Source organism: Mucilaginibacter sp. GW821-FHT07H05, from assembly GCF_059418485.1.
The window spans coordinates 63,344-79,549 of record NZ_JBWKPY010000001.1; the positions used below are offsets into that span (position 1 = coordinate 63,344).

Here is a 16,206-nt window from a genome sequence, read left to right on the forward strand (position 1 = left end):
TTTATTTGGCCGATAACATCAGTAATGCGGCGCCGTGTTTGTTTATTTGTTGTTGATAAGAAGTGGTAAAGCTGCCGGCATCCTGTTTTTTCCAAAGGTCGCGCACGGTTACCTTACCGCTTAGTCCGAGGGCCGAAAGATCAACGCTGATACTCTTAGTTTCATCGCCTAAATTAAAAAGCCCCACGTAAATATTTTTGCTTCCGCGGATGTGGCTGTACCATACCATGGCGCCATCTTTATTGTATAATTGTTTAGGGTTTTCGCCTTTTTGGTTTACGGCCAGCACTTCATCGTTAGTGAATAATTTCAGTTCCAGTTCCCGGTTTTCGGGCAGGTTACCGCCGATCATTAAGGGCGAACGGTAGATACACCAAAAACTCATATGGGTGTATAATTCCTCCTCGGTAAAGCGACTGTAACGTTCTTTACCAACCGGCCCGCGTTTAGATAGCTTGCCAATTTGCAGCATATCACAATCGGGCCAATGACCGGGACCGCCAGTGCCTTCCCAGCGCTTGGCGTACTCAAACATGTGGACAATCTCTTTCCAGTTATCCCAAAAATCGTCGGCCATGCGCCACATATTGCCGTATTGCGCCACGTGTGCCGATTGTGCTACCGGCGTTTCGCCCGGCGAAAGACTGAATACCATTGGCCTGCCGTTTTGTTCAATGGCTTTTTTATAACCTTCTACCTCGGCTACGCTGTAGGGACGTGACAGATCATCTACTTTAATGAAATCTACATCCCACGATTTGTAGAGGGCTACAATGGAATTCAAATAAGCCTGCGCACCCGGTTTGCTCATGTTTAAACCATACATATGGTTCATCCAGGGGCATTTGGAGGAGGTATCGGCAATCATATCAGCCGTAATACCCGGTGCGCCCAGTACCGGCGATTTTGCCCATACAGCCTGCCTTGGGATGCCACGCATGACATGGATGCCAAATTTTAAACCCTGCGCATGCACATAATCAGATAGTGGTTTAAAGCCTTTACCGCCAAACGCCGAAGGGAACTTGTTGGGCTGGGGGAGCAGCCGTCCCCATTTATCCATGGTTAACCAGGGTACAAAGGAGCCGTCCTGCAGGTTTTTTTGATAGGGGTTACCGATATTGCTACCCGGCGGGTTATCGTAAGCCCATAAAAAATCTACTACTACGTATTGCCAGCCATGCTGTTTCAGATTTTTGGCCATGTAAGCGGTATTGGCCCGCACCTCATCCTCGTGCACGGCCGAGCCGAAACAATTATAGCTATTCCAGCCTAACGGCGGGGTTTGCGCTACTTTTACCGGCGTTTGAGCAAACAATTGCGTGCCAGATAGTAATATAAAAAAGCATAAAAGCCGTTTCATCAGGTAAGGTTTTTAATAGGTTTATTGTCCGTAATAAGAATCCGGTCCGTGCTTGCGTTCGTAATGTTTGCGGATCAGCGAATCCTGCAGGCGCGGTGCCTGCGGGTTGATCTGCTCGGTCAGCAGCGCCATTTTAGCTACTGTTTCCAGCACGGCGCTGTTATGTACGGCTTTATCTGCTGTTTTGCCCCAGGTAAACGGAGCATGGTTGCCTACTAATATCATTTCTACCTCGCGGTAATCCATACCTTTTTCTTTCAGGCAATTCAGGATCTGGAAACCGGTTTCGTATTCGTAGTTACCCTGGATCATCTCGTCGCTCATCGGTGGCGCGCAGGGGATATCTACGGTATTATAATCGGCATGGGTAGTGCCAAAAATGGGGATATCGCGCTGCGATTGTGCCCAGGCCGTAGCGTAGGTGGAGTGCGTGTGCACAATACCGCCAATGGTAGGCATGTGCTTGTAAAGCACCGCGTGCGTTTTAGTATCCGACGACGGGCGCAGATCGCCTTGTATGGTGTTGCCGTCAAAATCTACGATCACCATTTTCTCCGGCGTCAGATCATCATAGGCCACACCGCTGGGTTTAATCGCGAAAACGCCCAGTTCACGGTCGGCCGCGCTGACGTTGCCAAAGGTAAATAGCACCAGGCCCAGTTTAGGCAGCTGCATATTGGCATGGTAGGCTGCCTCTTGTATATGTTTGTATTTGCTCATCTTTTTAAATTAATGTGCTGTAGTGTTCTGTTCGATATAGTTGCCCAGACTTAAATATTGCTGGTAGCGTTTGCTGTAAAAATCGGCTAAACCGGCATTTGGCGTGTACTCCACATCAAAGCCGCCGCCCATAGCTGCCATAGCTTGTTGCACATCGGGATAAATGCCCGCCACGGTAGCCGCAAACATAGCGGCGCCCAGGGCACAGGTATGCTCAAACTGGTGGATGCGGATAGGCATTTGCAGCACATCGGCCATCATTTGCATAATATAGGGCGATTTTTTAGCCACCCCGCCAATACCAATCAGGCCTTTAACGGGTACGCCCTCGCTTTCAAAACGGGCTACAATGTTCCTGGCCCCAAAGCAGGTAGCCTCGGCCAGGGCGCGGAATAACCTCGGTGCATCGCTGCCCAAATTTAACCCGCTGATGCTGCCTTTCAGTAGTTGGTTAGCATCAGGTGTGCGGCGACCGTTAAACCAGTCGATAGCCAGTTCGGCGTTATCACTTAGCGGTAAAGCCGCCGCTTGTTTGCTTAATTCGGGGATGATTTTGGCCGAGATCTCATCGGCCAAAGCCTGAGCGGTTTCGGCATCTACCAGTTTGGTTTGCAGCAACAGGCTTTGCGACGGCCATTCCAGCAATTTGCGGAACCAGGCATAGGTATCGCCAAAGGCCGATTGCCCAGCCTCTAAACCTGCCATACCCGGTATTACCGAGCCATCTACCTGTCCGCAGATGCCGGCAACCAATTTGCCTTCCATGTCAACATTGGGCGCTACCAAAATATCGCAGGTAGATGTACCCATTACCTTGCTGAGGTAATAAGGCTCAATTTGTCCGCCAACGGCGCCCATGTGCGCGTCGAAAGCGCCTACGCCAATTTTTACATCGGTGCTTAAGCCTAAACGTTCGGCCCATTCAGGGCTTAACGTACCGGCCGAAACATCGGAAGTGTAGGTGTCTTTGTATAATCTATCGGTAATGCCATCCAGCAGCGGATCAAGCGAAGAGAAGAAATCGTTAGGTGGCAGGCCGCCAAAATCGGCAGACCATAAGCCTTTGTGCCCGGCCGAGCAGCGCCCGCGCTTGATATCTTTTGCATCGGTACCGCCGGTTAACAGGAAGGGGATCCAGTCGCAATGCTCCACCCACGAGTGCATGGCCTTGCGTACGGTTTCATCAACCCGCAGCACGTGCAGTAATTTGGCCCAAAACCATTCGGACGAGTAGATACCGCCCACATATTGCAGGTAGTTGGTATCAAATTTTTCGGCATGGGCGTTTATCTCTGCCGCTTCTTTTATCGATGTATGGTCTTTCCAAAGCACAAACATGGCGTTGGGCTCATCTTTAAACTCGGGCAATAATGCTAAAGGCACGCCCTGCGCGTTAACCGCGACGGGGGTTGATCCGGTAGTATCAACCGATATGGCTTTCACTTGCGCGGCAACCTGCGGACCGGCTTTTTTAACGCAATCCTTAATGGTGGTTTCCAGTCCGTCTATATAATCCTGCGGGTGCTGGCGAAACTGGTTTTCGGCTGCATTGCAGTATAGCCCCTGCTGCCAGCGGCGGTAGTAATATACAGATGTGGCTACTTCCTGCCCGTTACCGGCGTTCACAATAACAGAGCGTACAGAGTCGGTGCCATAATCAACCCCGATCACAAATTCAGATAGGTTACTCATTGGTTATAAATAATTGTTAAATTAACAGTTATTTATTTACTAAATAAAATTTTTGAGAAAAAAATTGTGGAAGCCGTTGTTGGTGTTGTCACCCACAACATGCGTGGGGACAATGCGCCTTCATGTTGCAAAGGGAAGTGGTCGGTGGCAACACCAACAACGGCGCTGAAAAATTTGTTCCCCGTTGTCATTGCGAGCGATAGCGTGGCAATCTCGTAGCACGTTTACGATTGCATTGCTACGGGATTGCCACGTCGCACCCAATGCACTATCCTGGCCGCTCCTCGCAATGACAAATTGGTGGTTTGGAGGTCAATCAAACACAGCCGCTGCCTTCAACTCCAGCACTTCAATCGCATCACCCACATGCAATACGCCATCGCCGGTATGTACCAGGTTTTGGCCCAGCCACACTTTATTGTTTTTACGGCGATAGGCTGCCATTGTTTTTATGGGTTCTTTACCGCTAATGCCGGTATCCTGATCAATACCCGGGATAGGGCAGCGGGCGCATAATTTGGCCCCGTAAAAATGGATATGATTGATGGTGAAGTGCGCCATTTCATCTTCCATATAAGCATCGCCGCCGGTGAATACCATATTTGGCCGGAAACGGTTCATAGGGATGATCTGGCCCACGCGCTTGCTCAGATCAGTCAGCGAGGCCTCGCCGATGATTAAAAACGGATAAGCATCAGAGAAGGAGGTGATCTTACTGCCGTCGGTATAGGCGGGCTCTACTATCCGGCGGGTATCATCAGGCATATAAACCAGCCTGCAGGGGATCTTTAAAATACGGCTGAACCAGGCATCGGTCTCATGGCTTACATATTGGGCTGTGCAGGCATCATCCCAAACGGTTACTGTTGTAAGATGATTAGTTAAAGGCTGATAGGGGATCACTATACTTTCGGCGGTTGGCAGATAGGTTACGGTTAAGCCCGTGCTTGTTAATTCGGGCATACATAAAGCCATCTGGGGTACTTCCCTTTGCGAGATAAAGCGGTTGTTGTGATCAATCAGCATCCAACGGCGGTCATGCTCCAGCCCCCGGTCGGTAACCTTTGCAGATTGAACGGAAATACCTTTTAACGATTTTATGGGGTATATAATCAGGTCGCTAATATGTAGCATGGCGGCAAGCAGGTTGTTGTTTTGAACAAATATGCATGCAATTTAATAGTTAGCGGTAAAAATCCCTATTAAATATTGGTTGAAATTAGTTATCTGTAAATTAAATTATGCTTAATAATTAAAATTAGGTACATTAGCAGTACATCATCTATCCTTATTTAATGACACCCCAGGAACGAGCTAAACACATCGGCGACCGGCAAACTATAAGCCTGATGGTAAGTTACCTTATGGTCTTACTGATGGTCTTTGTTGCGATGTCTTTTATTTAAAAGCGAGGCTAAAAATTGTTTAACAAAAAAAGGCCGCCTGTTCATAAGCGACCTTTATATTTTTAATTAGCCTGAATTATACCGAGAAGCTTTCGCCGCAACCGCAGGTGCGGGTAGCGTTAGGGTTGTGGAAGTTAAAGCCCTTCCCGTTCAGCCCGTCCGAAAAATCAAGTTCGGTGCCGGCCAGGTATAAAAATGATTTCATATCAAGCGCCAGGCGAATCCCGCGATCCTCGAAAAATTGGTCGCCCTTTTTCTCCTCGTTATCAAAATCAAGGTTATAAGATAAGCCCGAGCAGCCGCCTCCCTGAACCGATACCCGTAAAAAATACGAGGCATCCAGCCCGGCATCCTGCATCAGGTGATCTATCTTGCTTTTCGCTTTATCTGTTATAGTTACCATGTTATTAAGTCTTAAGTTCATAGTCCTTAGTCTTAAGTCCAAGGACTGATGACTTTGGACTTAAGACTAACGACTTAGGACTTCAATTAGTGATGCGCTTTCTCGCTTGCAATTGGCTCCATACCGTTTTTAACGCGGTAATCGTTAATGGCAGCTTTAATAGCGTCCTCGGCTAAAACCGAGCAGTGAATTTTTACCGGTGGTAAAGCCAGTTCCTCCACAATATCCATGTTGTCAATCTTCATGGCATCGTCGATGCTTTTGCCTTTTAACCATTCGGTAGCTAAGGATGACGACGCAATGGCCGAACCGCAGCCAAAGGTTTTAAACTTGGCATCGGTGATCATGTTGTTATCATCAACCTGAATTTGCAGGCGCATTACGTCGCCGCACTCAGGGGCACCCACCAGGCCGGTACCAACTTTGTGGTTACTTTTATCTAAAGTACCCACGTTGCGCGGATTGGTGTAGTGATCAATTACTTTATCTGAATAAGCCATGTCTTTAAGTATTAAGTCTTAAGTTATAAGTTCTGAGTCAGAAATACCGACTCGCATATTATTATTCTATTTTCAAAAAGTGTTCCAAAGACTATAGACTTTCGACTACTGACTTCGGACTTCTTCTTAATGTTCCGCCCACTCAATCGAGTCAAGGTCGATACCCTCTTTAAACATTTCCCATAGCGGCGAAAGTTCGCGCAGGTGGGTAACGGCTTTAAGGGTTACTTCAATGGCGTGGTCAACTTCCTCGTCCGTAGTGAAACGGCCTAAACCGAAACGGATAGAAGAGTGCGCCAGGTCATCGGATAAACCCAGGCTTTTCAACACGTACGATGGCTCTAACGATGCCGAAGTACAAGCCGAACCTGACGATACCGCCAGATCTTTCATGGCCATCATTAAGCCTTCGCCCTCTACATATTTAAAGCTGATATTGGCTACATGTGGTAAGCGGTGTTCTACATTACCGTTCACATAGCTTTCTTCCAGCACGGTCAGCGATTTCTCTAAACGGTCGCGCATGGCCGAAAGGCGTTTTGCTTCGCTTTCCATTTCCAGTCCGCAAAGTTCGCAGGCTTTACCTAAACCCACAATACCCGGAACATTCAGCGTACCCGAACGCATACCGCGCTCGTGACCACCGCCATCCATTTGGGCGGTAACTTTAACCCTTGGGCCTTTACGGCGAACGTATAATGCGCCAACACCTTTAGGTCCGTATATTTTATGTGCCGATAAAGCCAGCAGGTCGATACCATCGGCATTAACATCAACAGGGATCTTACCAACTGCCTGTACCGCGTCTGTCATAAACAAAGCGCCGTGTTTGTGGGCAATGGCCGATATTTCTTTAATAGGTTGTATTACACCAATCTCGTTATTGCCGTACATAATGCAAACCAAAATGGTTTCGGGTGTCATGGCAGCTTCCAGTTCGGCCAGGTCAATTAAGCCGTCAGATTTAACATCTAAATAGGTAATGCGCGCGCCCAGTTTTTCGATATGCTTGCAGGTATCCAGCACGGCCTTATGTTCGGTAGTAGCAGTAATGATGTGGTTACCCTTTTCTTTGTACATCTCAAACACACCTTTAATGGCCAGGTTATCGCTTTCGGTAGCGCCTGATGTAAAGATGATCTCTTTCTCGTTAGCGCCAATCAGCTTGGCCACTTGTTCGCGGGCGTAGTCAACAGCTTCTTCAGCCACCCAGCCAAAAGCGTGGTTACGGCTGGCCGCGTTACCAAACTTATTGTTAAAGTAAGGCAGCATAGCTTCAAGCACCCGTGGGTCCATTGGCGTAGTCGCGTTGTTATCTAAATAAATAGGAAATTCCATAGCAAAAAATTAACAGTACAAAGATAAGTAAACTTTTAGTTTTAAATTACGCAATATGCCTTAGGCAGTCATTAATTTGCAATATTTGTCTATGAAAAAGGTAGAACATATTGGTATCGCGGTAAATAGCCTGGAAACAGCCGGCGACATCTATAAAAAGTTACTGAACACCGATATTTACAAGGTAGAAGAAGTAGCCAGCGAACACGTAAAAACCGCCTTTTTACAAACCGGCCCCAATAAAATTGAACTGCTGGAAGCCACCCACCCCGATAGCGCCATTGCCAAATTCATCGCCAAAAAAGGGGAGGGGATCCATCATATTGCCTTTGAGGTTGATGATATTGTAGCCGAAATGGAACGCCTGCGCAAGGAGGGCTTTGTGCTGCTGAATGATGAGCCAAAACGTGGTGCGGATAATAAGCTGGTTTGCTTTGTGCACCCGAAGGGGGTTAATGGGGTTTTGGTGGAGTTGTGTATGGAGGTGGTATAAAGACCCTTGGTTTACTCCAAGGGTCTGAATTTAAATGATACTTATTTTTTCTTGTTACTTTCTTTTACAGTCGTTGATTTATGCGTTTCGGCATATTTTTTTGTAACATATTGACCTGATTTCGCACTTCTATAAGAAGATTGTGATTTACTGTTCGCCATTTTTAATACCTCCTTTCTTTGTTATCTAATGTTTGCTTAATTATTATTCTCACCTACAAACTCTTCTGCCAATACGGCCACAGCCTTTTCTATTTTCACATTAAGCGATGTACATGTATTTTTTAAATCAATTAATGCTTGATCAGTAGATATAGATTGTTTCCATAAAGTTGTATTAGGCATTATATAAGTTGTTCCAGTACCTATTCTCCAGTTATCAAAATAACCTTTTGCAATCATTGCATTTTTTACTTCTGTGTGATTTCTATTAATGTCATATGAAATCACTACGTTTCCGATTTTTTGTCCCATTTTTTTAGTTTTTTAATTATAGCAAAGATAAATAATGTTTTTAAAAAGTCAAGTAAATAATACAATTTTTAATGTATGTGTTACATACATTAAAAATCATAGCTAAAAATAGAGTATGAGTTACATACTAACTATCATGTATTAATTGATAACTTTGTGAAGTTTTTTACGTATACGTTTTTATGGGAATAGCTAATAATCAACAGCCTTTTTATGAAGCATTGGGAAAACTAATTAAAGCAAGGCGTTCGGAAAAAAAACTAAATCAAGAAGATTTAGCAAAAGGAATAGACTTATCTCGTGTTTCAGTCGTTAATATAGAAAAGGGAATTCAAAAGGTACAGATACATACTCTTATTCAGATTGCCAATATTTTGGACCTTGATTTGAATGAATTGAAATCCATTTTCTTTGAAGAGTCCTCTATCGCTGCTTTGAATAAAAAGTACAAAAGTCGAATTGATTCTTCAGAGGTAGGGAATTTAAAAAACCTGATCAAGAATATAGATATGCTAAAAAAACATTTGTAACTTAACAAGGTTAATAAATTTATATGCCAATTACCAAATTATACAATAAGGCAGAAGATGAGGCTATAAAATTGCTTGAACGCTTTAATATAGTTAAACCTGCTATACCTATTGAAAAAGTAGTAAAAGGATTAGGATTAGCATTAGTTCCATATGATTTAGGAGATGAAGTTTCTGGTATGTTAATTTTAGGCGATGATTCAGGAGCTGTTATAAGTTATAATGATAAACACAGTATCAATCGACAAAGATTTACAATTGCTCATGAGTTAGGTCACTATATACTTCATCGAAAGAATGAAAAACTATTTATTGATAGAGATTTTTTAGTGAAGTATAGAAGTAGTAAACAATATGATACGATAGAAATGCAACAAGAGCAGCAAGCAAATGCATTTGCTGCTGCAATTTTGATGCCTGCAGATCTTGTTATTGAAGAATTAAAGAAAGTTAAATTTAGGAAGCTTGATGAAGCAGCATTGATTGACAAATTAGCCGAAAATTTTGAGGTTAGTATTCTTGCTATGACTTATAGATTGTCAAATATCATGCAGTATTCTCAATATTAATTAAATCCCTCAGCTATCCCCCAACTGGCGCGAGTATGCAGCGCAGGGTTAAGGGATGTGTACTCGTGCCCTTTCTGTTGTACCTGGAAAATATAATCATCAAACTAAACTTTACAGTCTTTTAATAGGATTTGTAGTTTGCCGCAGGCAAGCTACAAGTCCTTTAACACTTTAATAATTAGCTAATTAATCAAGCCTTGTAAATAGTTAATCATGCATTAACTATTAGTTTTACTCATAATCTACACTTGGATTATATAAAACGGGCAAACTGTCATATTCGCCATAATACATATTGCCAGCGGATGTTTCAATAGTCATATTATCATAGTAATAAGTATGAGTACTGTCCCAAAGCTGGATTAAGTCAGCCGGCACAGTGTAATACTGAGGCCCTGTAATTCCAGATATACTACCTGTGTAATGGTTTGCTAATATACTGACGTCAAAGTTTGAGTTTCCAGTAAAATGTGAAGTAACAGTTTCAACTACGCGAATAGCGACGTTGTCTTCATCCGTAGATAACCAACTTTGCCAAACATAATCATGCTGCCCGGATGTAGAATTTAGACCCATATCAATAAGTCTGTAATTCAATACATAATACGTAAAGTGTTTACCAATTTTAGTACCGGGAATAACGTGGAACGGTTTTAACTTTCCACTGTTTGCAATTGCGGGAATAAAGAAAATCATCAGGAACACGCAAATGCTTAGTCTTTGAATTGTTTTCATTTCCTTAATGTTTAAGTTAATAATTTGTTAATTATTAGAAAAGTTATTTGTATACGCTGGTTGTAGACAGAAAGTTATCTTCTTCGCGCCTTCACTGGCGCGAGTATGCAGCGCAGGGTTAAAGGATGTGTACCCGTGCCTTTTCTTGGTTTTTATTTAATGATAAAACATATTGCTAATCCGTTCAAATACTATTAATTTGAGGCAAAAAAAACAACGGAATGGAAAATTCAGCAAAACTTTTAGAAGATAGTTTATTGGTAATTTGGAATGACCGGGATGCCGCAAAGCGGTTAGCGGCCATGAAAGAGGTGTACGCTGCCGACATGGTATTTTATGAGTCGAACGAAGGCCCGGCAATTACAGGTTACCAGGCCATAAATGATTTGGTTGACAAACTGCAGGCGCAATGGCCGCTTGAATTTAAATTTGAGTTGAACCGTCCGCCACAAGTAAACCACCAGGTACAGCATATTTCATGGACGTTGGGAATACCCGGCCAACCACCTGTTGCAACAGGCATGGATATCGCGATAATTGAGGATGGCAAGATCAAATCGCTGCATCTTTTTCTTGATGCACCCGATAAATAACCCCGCTTGTCCTGCGGGCCGCAAGCAAGGACGCTTGCGGTAGCGATTTGTGGTAATTTATTAATAATCAGTGTCTTATATACTTTGTACTGCGTCCAAATCAGGGTTAACACGATAAAAAGTTAATATTTTGATTATCAATACATTAAGTCGAAAAATGGCTGAATTGTGTTAAGTTGTGTTAACCCTATACAAGCGATAGGTAAGTAGCTTGTCAGTGCGAGTTATCAAATCCCAGCCCAAAGGTGTGGATGACAGGGGGGGAGGCTGTTACCCTGTCGAAGGGTGCGTGTGAGGCTTACCCACCATGGTTCGACAAGCTCACCATGACACCCCCTGCGCTAAACCTGTCATTGCGAGGTACGAAGCAATCTCACACCTAAAGAGCCGCTCTGTATAGTTCGTCCCGATAGTTATCGGGATACCTCGCAATGACATGGTGGAAAAATGCGCGGTATCTACCACAAAAACAGCGGCAGGTACCACACCGGCGATACATAGTAGGGATCGTAATAATAGGGCTGGTAGTATTCAACGGTTTCTTCTACAATTACATCTTCGGTATAGCCTGCGCCGTTCCCTTCGTCGCGGCGGCGGGCTTCTTCCTGCTCCAACAGGTACCGTAAAATGGCCGAACCCTGGTTGATCATGTCTTCCATGGCATCGGCGCCCAGTTCTTCGGGTTTAATGGCGGTGTCTATAATCTCTTCTATCTCCTGCCAAACAGCGTCGCCCAGTAAGTCCTTTTGCCAGCCGCTTATGCCGGTATCAAAACGGTTTTCGTTAATGAAGGCCATAAACACAATCTCGGCCGGGTCCATCTTTTTAAACAGGGCCACGGTGATGCGCAGGTCTTCAAAACGGTCTTCGTTTTTAAAATCGTCCCAGGCCTGGTCGCTATCAAAATCAAAGTAGCCCGAAAAAGCAAACTCGCCTTTATCCAAATCAACAAAGGCATATATATCGTATATCTTCAGGTATTCGGCATAGCGCTTGTTAAACGTGGCGAGTACATCCTTGCCGCTCGAACTCACCTTGTAATTGCCGCCTGTAAAAATTACGTAACCCTGCGCCATCAGCTCTTTTAACAAGGGCGCCAATAGCATATCGTCGCTATTAACATCGGTACTAAACTGCCGGTCGTTATTAATCATCGCGTCGAGCAAAATAATCGACCTGAAATTTTTTTTCTGTTCTTCTGTAAGTTTCATGTTATGGGTATCGGTGGCATTATTTAGCACACCTTGCTTTATATAGCGCTTAAAAGCGCCTGCTGTAATGATAACCTGATCAATTTTTGTTTCGTTAAGGCTGATTAACGGCGCCTGCCGCTGCGGCCAAAACTGGATGACCTGCTGCTGCCGAACGAGCGGCTGGACGAACCCGAACTGCGGCCAAAGCTTGAACTACGGCTTGACGAACTGCCCGAGCCAAAACCTGTGCTGCGGGTTGCAGACCTGCTGCCTGAACCGCTACTGCGCCTTGAGAACGATCTTTGCGAACCCGACGGCGAACTTAAACTGCGGCGGTAAGCAGGCGTTGCCCGGTAAACAGGGTTACTGCGCGATGCAAAACCATTAGGGCGCGATGTATAAACATGGGTGCGCACATAAGTACGCGGATAATAGCCGTAGTGGTACATGGGCACGTAATACGGGTGCGGGCGCATCAGGTAGCTTAACAATAAAAAATCGGTAAAGCCAAAGTTGGAGTGGTATTGGTACACACTGCCGCCATAATCGGGGTTGGTAACAATGTTTAGGCCGGCCGTATTATTATTTTGATTAGGCGTGATGCTGATGGTAGCTACATCAACCGATTGATTGGGGTCTACATCGTCAATCACCTTCAGGCGGTTACTGCCTTCTTCTTTAACTTTCAGATAGTCGATATTGCCATCGTTGTTTAAATCGAGATTGGTAATACCGTTAGCTGCCGTATTGATAGCGCTTTCGAGCGTGGCCGGATCGGTGCTTTTTTTAACAATGGGGGCCAGTTTATTAACATCGAAACCGCCGGCGGTATTGCTTTGAATGTTTACCTGGTTGCCCTGGCCCGGGCCGGGGTTTGATGAACAGCCTGCAAGTGTTAAAGCGGCAAGGCTGGCTAAAAATAGATATTTCATTATAGAGATAATTTTAAGAGATATGGTTTAGACGCCGTAAATTATAAATGTTACAAAATGGGGCAGCGTAATGGCGATAAATATAGTAAAGGATTTTAAAATGGGGAGTTGTGCGTTAACCGCTAAAACGATAAGAAGTTCAGCAGCGCGTTCCCCCTCTTTCCGCCGCAGGCGGAATGAGGGCAGGAGTTAGACCCGCAAAGCAATAACCCAATGACAGCACAGCGAATGACCAATGACGCGAAGCACATAGCAATAGGGCTGATAATAAGCTGGCTTGCTTTGCGTACCCGACAAGAGTAAATGAGATATTGGCGGAGTTGCGCCAGAAGATGGGACGATTCTTAAAGGATTTGATTACTTTTAAAAAATATTTGATAGGCAACCTTATCTTAAATGAAGCGCTTTCGTTATATTATAACTACTACTATTTTATTGCTTATTTGTTTTTGTTCCGAAGCGCAGACAGATCAAAATTTTACAAATGGTATTCCAAGTGCGCAAATAACTTTTACCGGTGCTTTATGCAGTTACAACTGGGTTAATGATAATCCTGCAATTGGTTTACCTGCTAAGGGTAACGGCGATATTGCATCATTTATCCCCGTAAATACGGGTAATACCCCAATAACAGCCACTATTACCGCTACCCCTGCCGTATCCGGAATGGCCTATATTACTAATGGCTATGCTAATACGGTTTCTGTTATTAACCTTGCTACAAATAGTGTGTTAAAAACGTTTCCTGTTGGGGATGTACCGGTAGGTGTAGCGGTTAGTCCCGCAACCAACTGTGTATATGTCTCAAATTCCTTTGGTGGATCTGTTTCAGTTATCAATTCGCTAACAAATACGGTAACCGCTACTATAAAAGTGGGATCTTACCCTTACTCATTATGTGCAAGTCCTGATGGTAGCCGGGTGTATGTCGGTAATGTTAATGACGGAAATGTTTCTGTCATTAATACCGCTACTAACGCGGTAATAAAAAAAATTCCTGCCGGGAAAGGCCCACTTTGCTTGGTGACCAATGCTGACGGAACATTACTGTACGTTACAAATTACGATTCAAATGCTAACAGTAATAATACTGCTGGAACCGTCACTGTTATTAATACAGTTTTAGGAGCGATAGTAACAACCATACCTGTAGGTATCCAACCCTGGGGAATTACTGCAAGTAAGGATGGTGCGTTTGTTTATGTTTGTAATGAAGTGTCTAATAGTGTTTCAGTAATAAGTACCGTTACAAATACGGTAACATCAACTATTCCTGTAGGTTATTATCCTGTATCGCCCGCTGTAAGCCCCGACGGTAAATTATTGTACACCAGAGATGGCAGTACCAATAGGCTGTTGGTTACAGATATAGCAACCAGGCAAACTATCGCTTCCGCGCCATTAGGAGGCGTTGGCTCAATTGGGTTAAGTATTAGTCCCGACGGAAAACGTGTTTTGGTAGTTAATCAAGTAAGTGGTTCGGTAACTGTGGTAGATGCTGAAAATAATTCCACAATCACTACAGTCAGTTTGCCTGCAGGTTCAAGTGCGCTTGGTATTGGTAACTTTATTCTTGGCGATAATAATTGTGCGCCTGTAAAATTTAAAATTACGGTTAATCCCTCACCCGCTATAAGTACAACCAATGCTCTATTAGCCCAGTCAACAATTTACGGTACCCCCTCTGTTACCGGCATATTTAACGTATCAGGAACCTGGCTAACTTCCGATATTATAATTAAGGCTCCTTCCGGGTTTGAAATTAGTACCGATAACGCCAACTTTAGCAATACGGTTAACCTTACGCCTTCTAACGGTTCAATTAACGATATGCCAGTTTATATCAGGTTGGCGGCTTTAACTCCGGTTGGCAGTTATTCCGGCAATATCGTTTTGTCTGCTAATGGAGCAGCGAATGCTAATATTGCGGTTCCGGCCGGCAATGTTACTCCTGCAATGTTGCAAGTTAAGATAAACGATCAGAGCAGATATTTTGGCGATCCAAACCCGGTACTTACTGCCACTTATACAGGTTTTGTAAACAATGAGAATTTATCAAATATATCAGCAGTCCCGTTAATTAATACGGCAGCTACCCCCTCCTCACCGATAGGTAAATATCCAATTACTGCAAGCGGCGGTACGGCCGATAATTACTTATTTACTTACCAGGATGGAGTGTTAACAGTGAATCCTTTACCGGCAATAAGCATAATCGGGGCCTTATCAGCCTTATCAACAACATACGGAACACCATCCGTTACAAATACTTTTAAGGTATCTGGAGCCTGGTTGCAATCCAGTGTTTTAATAACGGCTCCGCAGGGGTTTGAAATTAGTACAAATAATGTCAGTTTTAGCAACAATATCACCCTTACGCCCTCTGGCGGATCCATTGTTGCGATGACAATCTATATCAGGTTGGCGGCTTTAACTCCGGTTGGTAATTATTCCGGCAATGTCGTTTTATCTTCCAGTAAGGCAGCGGATGCTACCTTTGCTGTTCCGGCCGGCAATGTTATTCCGGCAGTATTGGAGGTTAAAGTAAACAACCAGAATCGGTATTTTGGTGATCCAAACCCGGTACTGACTGCTACTTACACTGGTTTTGTTAATAACGAGGGGTTGTCAAATTTAAAATTTGTCCCTTTAATTAGCACTGTGGCGGTGCCCAATTCGCCAATTGGTAAATATCCGATTATTGCAAGCGGCGGTGCTGCTGATAATTATATATTTAACTATGAAGAGGGTACACTTACTGTTGACGCAGATACTCGTAAATTAGTTATTCCTAACGCTTTTACGCCCAATGGCGATGGTATCAATGATGTATGGAATATTCAAAACTTAAACGGCTCGACAGATATAGCGGTGGAGATTTTTAACCGGAACGGGCAACTGGTATATTATTCAATAGGATATAATACACCATGGGATGGTCGTTATAAAAACAGTGATCTTCCTGCGGCTGTTTATTATTATGTTATTAATAATAAAAAAAGTGTGAAAATATTATCAGGATACGTTTTGCTAAGCCGTTAATGACAACAGACCGGGTATCTCTTTATAGCTAACCATCCAACGAGCACAACATATCAAGAACCGATCCCAAGCGCTTGTGGTGCGTTTGCAAGGTGTTGATTATGCAAAGCCGCTGCGGCGGAAAGAGGGCAGAAGTTGGACCCGCAAAGCAAACACAATGACCCAATGACAGCACAGCGAATGACCCAATGACGCGCAGCACATAGCAAGAAACGGGTTTTAAC

At 44.1% G+C, this 16,206-nt stretch carries 16 protein-coding genes; 5 read left to right on the forward strand and 11 right to left on the reverse strand.

Annotated elements, in window-relative coordinates; genetic code table 11:
• Position 1: 1 nt before the first annotated feature.
• The 7 genes from AC07M6_RS00265 to AC07M6_RS00295 all read right to left on the reverse strand — a co-directional run bounded on the left by AC07M6_RS00265 (position 2) and on the right by AC07M6_RS00295 (position 7,422).
• Positions 2 to 1,363 (reverse strand): glycoside hydrolase family 27 protein, encoded by a 1,362-nt coding sequence (locus tag AC07M6_RS00265; protein WP_494886599.1) that lies wholly within the window; start codon positions 1,361 to 1,363, stop codon positions 2 to 4.
• A 21-nt stretch (positions 1,364 to 1,384) separates the two neighbouring features.
• Positions 1,385 to 2,083: an L-ribulose-5-phosphate 4-epimerase gene (locus AC07M6_RS00270; RefSeq protein WP_494886600.1), complete on the reverse strand. Its 699-nt coding sequence runs from the start codon at positions 2,081 to 2,083 to the stop codon at positions 1,385 to 1,387.
• 9 nt (positions 2,084 to 2,092) lie between these two features.
• Positions 2,093 to 3,775, reverse strand: coding sequence for a ribulokinase (locus AC07M6_RS00275; RefSeq protein WP_494886602.1), 1,683 nt, complete (start codon positions 3,773 to 3,775; stop codon positions 2,093 to 2,095).
• Positions 3,776 to 4,087: 312 nt separating this feature from the next.
• A complete protein-coding gene (locus AC07M6_RS00280) occupies positions 4,088 to 4,909 on the reverse strand; it encodes an MOSC domain-containing protein (protein ID WP_494886603.1) in 822 nt (273 codons plus the stop codon).
• 348 nt (positions 4,910 to 5,257) lie between these two features.
• On the reverse strand, positions 5,258 to 5,584 hold the full coding sequence (locus AC07M6_RS00285; RefSeq protein ID WP_494886604.1) for a HesB/IscA family protein: 327 nt from the start codon (positions 5,582 to 5,584) through the stop codon (positions 5,258 to 5,260).
• Positions 5,585 to 5,670: 86 nt separating this feature from the next.
• Positions 5,671 to 6,084, reverse strand: coding sequence for a Fe-S cluster assembly scaffold IscU (gene iscU / locus AC07M6_RS00290; protein ID WP_494886605.1), 414 nt, complete (start codon positions 6,082 to 6,084; stop codon positions 5,671 to 5,673).
• Positions 6,085 to 6,210: 126 nt separating this feature from the next.
• On the reverse strand, positions 6,211 to 7,422 hold the full coding sequence (locus tag AC07M6_RS00295; RefSeq protein ID WP_494886607.1) for an IscS subfamily cysteine desulfurase: 1,212 nt from the start codon (positions 7,420 to 7,422) through the stop codon (positions 6,211 to 6,213).
• A gap of 91 nt (positions 7,423 to 7,513) precedes the next feature.
• Between AC07M6_RS00295 and mce the strand changes: the two genes are divergently transcribed.
• Complete coding sequence (mce, locus tag AC07M6_RS00300; protein ID WP_494886609.1) at positions 7,514 to 7,915, forward strand: methylmalonyl-CoA epimerase; 402 nt, start codon at positions 7,514 to 7,516, stop codon at positions 7,913 to 7,915.
• 197 nt (positions 7,916 to 8,112) lie between these two features.
• On the opposite strand, the gene AC07M6_RS00305 is transcribed toward mce, so the two are convergent.
• Positions 8,113 to 8,388 (reverse strand): hypothetical protein, encoded by a 276-nt coding sequence (locus tag AC07M6_RS00305; protein ID WP_494886611.1) that lies wholly within the window; start codon positions 8,386 to 8,388, stop codon positions 8,113 to 8,115.
• A 182-nt stretch (positions 8,389 to 8,570) separates the two neighbouring features.
• Here AC07M6_RS00305 and AC07M6_RS00310 point away from each other — a divergent pair, with 182 nt between their 5' ends.
• A complete protein-coding gene (locus AC07M6_RS00310; RefSeq protein WP_494886613.1) occupies positions 8,571 to 8,918 on the forward strand; it encodes a helix-turn-helix domain-containing protein in 348 nt (115 codons plus the stop codon).
• Positions 8,919 to 8,941: 23 nt separating this feature from the next.
• Positions 8,942 to 9,487, forward strand: a complete 546-nt coding sequence (locus tag AC07M6_RS00315; RefSeq protein WP_494886615.1) for an ImmA/IrrE family metallo-endopeptidase — start codon at positions 8,942 to 8,944, stop codon at positions 9,485 to 9,487.
• Positions 9,488 to 9,718: 231 nt separating this feature from the next.
• On the opposite strand, the gene AC07M6_RS00320 is transcribed toward AC07M6_RS00315, so the two are convergent.
• Positions 9,719 to 10,222: a hypothetical protein gene (locus tag AC07M6_RS00320; protein WP_494886616.1), complete on the reverse strand. Its 504-nt coding sequence runs from the start codon at positions 10,220 to 10,222 to the stop codon at positions 9,719 to 9,721.
• A gap of 221 nt (positions 10,223 to 10,443) precedes the next feature.
• On the opposite strand from AC07M6_RS00320, the gene AC07M6_RS00325 reads away from it, so the two are divergent.
• Complete coding sequence (locus AC07M6_RS00325) at positions 10,444 to 10,815, forward strand: nuclear transport factor 2 family protein (RefSeq protein WP_494886618.1); 372 nt, start codon at positions 10,444 to 10,446, stop codon at positions 10,813 to 10,815.
• 458 nt (positions 10,816 to 11,273) lie between these two features.
• Here AC07M6_RS00325 and AC07M6_RS00330 read toward each other — a convergent pair whose 3' ends face one another.
• Together AC07M6_RS00330 and AC07M6_RS00335 are read right to left on the reverse strand one after the other, a co-directional pair.
• Entirely contained in the window at positions 11,274 to 12,026 is a 753-nt protein-coding gene (locus AC07M6_RS00330) for a hypothetical protein (RefSeq protein ID WP_494886620.1), read from the reverse strand.
• Positions 12,027 to 12,130: 104 nt separating this feature from the next.
• Entirely contained in the window at positions 12,131 to 12,940 is an 810-nt protein-coding gene (locus AC07M6_RS00335; protein ID WP_494886621.1) for a hypothetical protein, read from the reverse strand.
• Between the two features lie 396 nt (positions 12,941 to 13,336).
• On the opposite strand from AC07M6_RS00335, the gene AC07M6_RS00340 reads away from it, so the two are divergent.
• Complete coding sequence (locus AC07M6_RS00340; RefSeq protein WP_494886622.1) at positions 13,337 to 15,982, forward strand: MBG domain-containing protein; 2,646 nt, start codon at positions 13,337 to 13,339, stop codon at positions 15,980 to 15,982.
• Positions 15,983 to 16,206 lie beyond the last annotated feature (224 nt).

What these genes read in the sequence shown, in the direction of transcription:
- AC07M6_RS00265 (WP_494886599.1), bottom strand. Translation starts at nt 1,363, where the DNA reads ATGAAACGGCTTTTATGCTTTTTTATATTACTATCTGGCACGCAATTG.
- AC07M6_RS00270 (WP_494886600.1), bottom strand. Translation starts at nt 2,083, where the DNA reads ATGAGCAAATACAAACATATACAAGAGGCAGCCTACCATGCCAATATG.
- AC07M6_RS00275 (WP_494886602.1), bottom strand. Translation starts at nt 3,775, where the DNA reads ATGAGTAACCTATCTGAATTTGTGATCGGGGTTGATTATGGCACCGAC.
- AC07M6_RS00280 (WP_494886603.1), bottom strand. Translation starts at nt 4,909, where the DNA reads ATGCTACATATTAGCGACCTGATTATATACCCCATAAAATCGTTAAAA.
- AC07M6_RS00285 (WP_494886604.1), bottom strand. Translation starts at nt 5,584, where the DNA reads ATGGTAACTATAACAGATAAAGCGAAAAGCAAGATAGATCACCTGATG.
- iscU (WP_494886605.1), bottom strand. Translation starts at nt 6,084, where the DNA reads ATGGCTTATTCAGATAAAGTAATTGATCACTACACCAATCCGCGCAAC.
- AC07M6_RS00295 (WP_494886607.1), bottom strand. Translation starts at nt 7,422, where the DNA reads ATGGAATTTCCTATTTATTTAGATAACAACGCGACTACGCCAATGGAC.
- mce (WP_494886609.1), top strand. Translation starts at nt 7,514, where the DNA reads ATGAAAAAGGTAGAACATATTGGTATCGCGGTAAATAGCCTGGAAACA.
- AC07M6_RS00305 (WP_494886611.1), bottom strand. Translation starts at nt 8,388, where the DNA reads ATGGGACAAAAAATCGGAAACGTAGTGATTTCATATGACATTAATAGA.
- AC07M6_RS00310 (WP_494886613.1), top strand. Translation starts at nt 8,571, where the DNA reads ATGGGAATAGCTAATAATCAACAGCCTTTTTATGAAGCATTGGGAAAA.
- AC07M6_RS00315 (WP_494886615.1), top strand. Translation starts at nt 8,942, where the DNA reads ATGCCAATTACCAAATTATACAATAAGGCAGAAGATGAGGCTATAAAA.
- AC07M6_RS00320 (WP_494886616.1), bottom strand. Translation starts at nt 10,222, where the DNA reads ATGAAAACAATTCAAAGACTAAGCATTTGCGTGTTCCTGATGATTTTC.
- AC07M6_RS00325 (WP_494886618.1), top strand. Translation starts at nt 10,444, where the DNA reads ATGGAAAATTCAGCAAAACTTTTAGAAGATAGTTTATTGGTAATTTGG.
- AC07M6_RS00330 (WP_494886620.1), bottom strand. Translation starts at nt 12,026, where the DNA reads ATGAAACTTACAGAAGAACAGAAAAAAAATTTCAGGTCGATTATTTTG.
- AC07M6_RS00335 (WP_494886621.1), bottom strand. Translation starts at nt 12,940, where the DNA reads ATGAAATATCTATTTTTAGCCAGCCTTGCCGCTTTAACACTTGCAGGC.
- AC07M6_RS00340 (WP_494886622.1), top strand. Translation starts at nt 13,337, where the DNA reads ATGAAGCGCTTTCGTTATATTATAACTACTACTATTTTATTGCTTATT.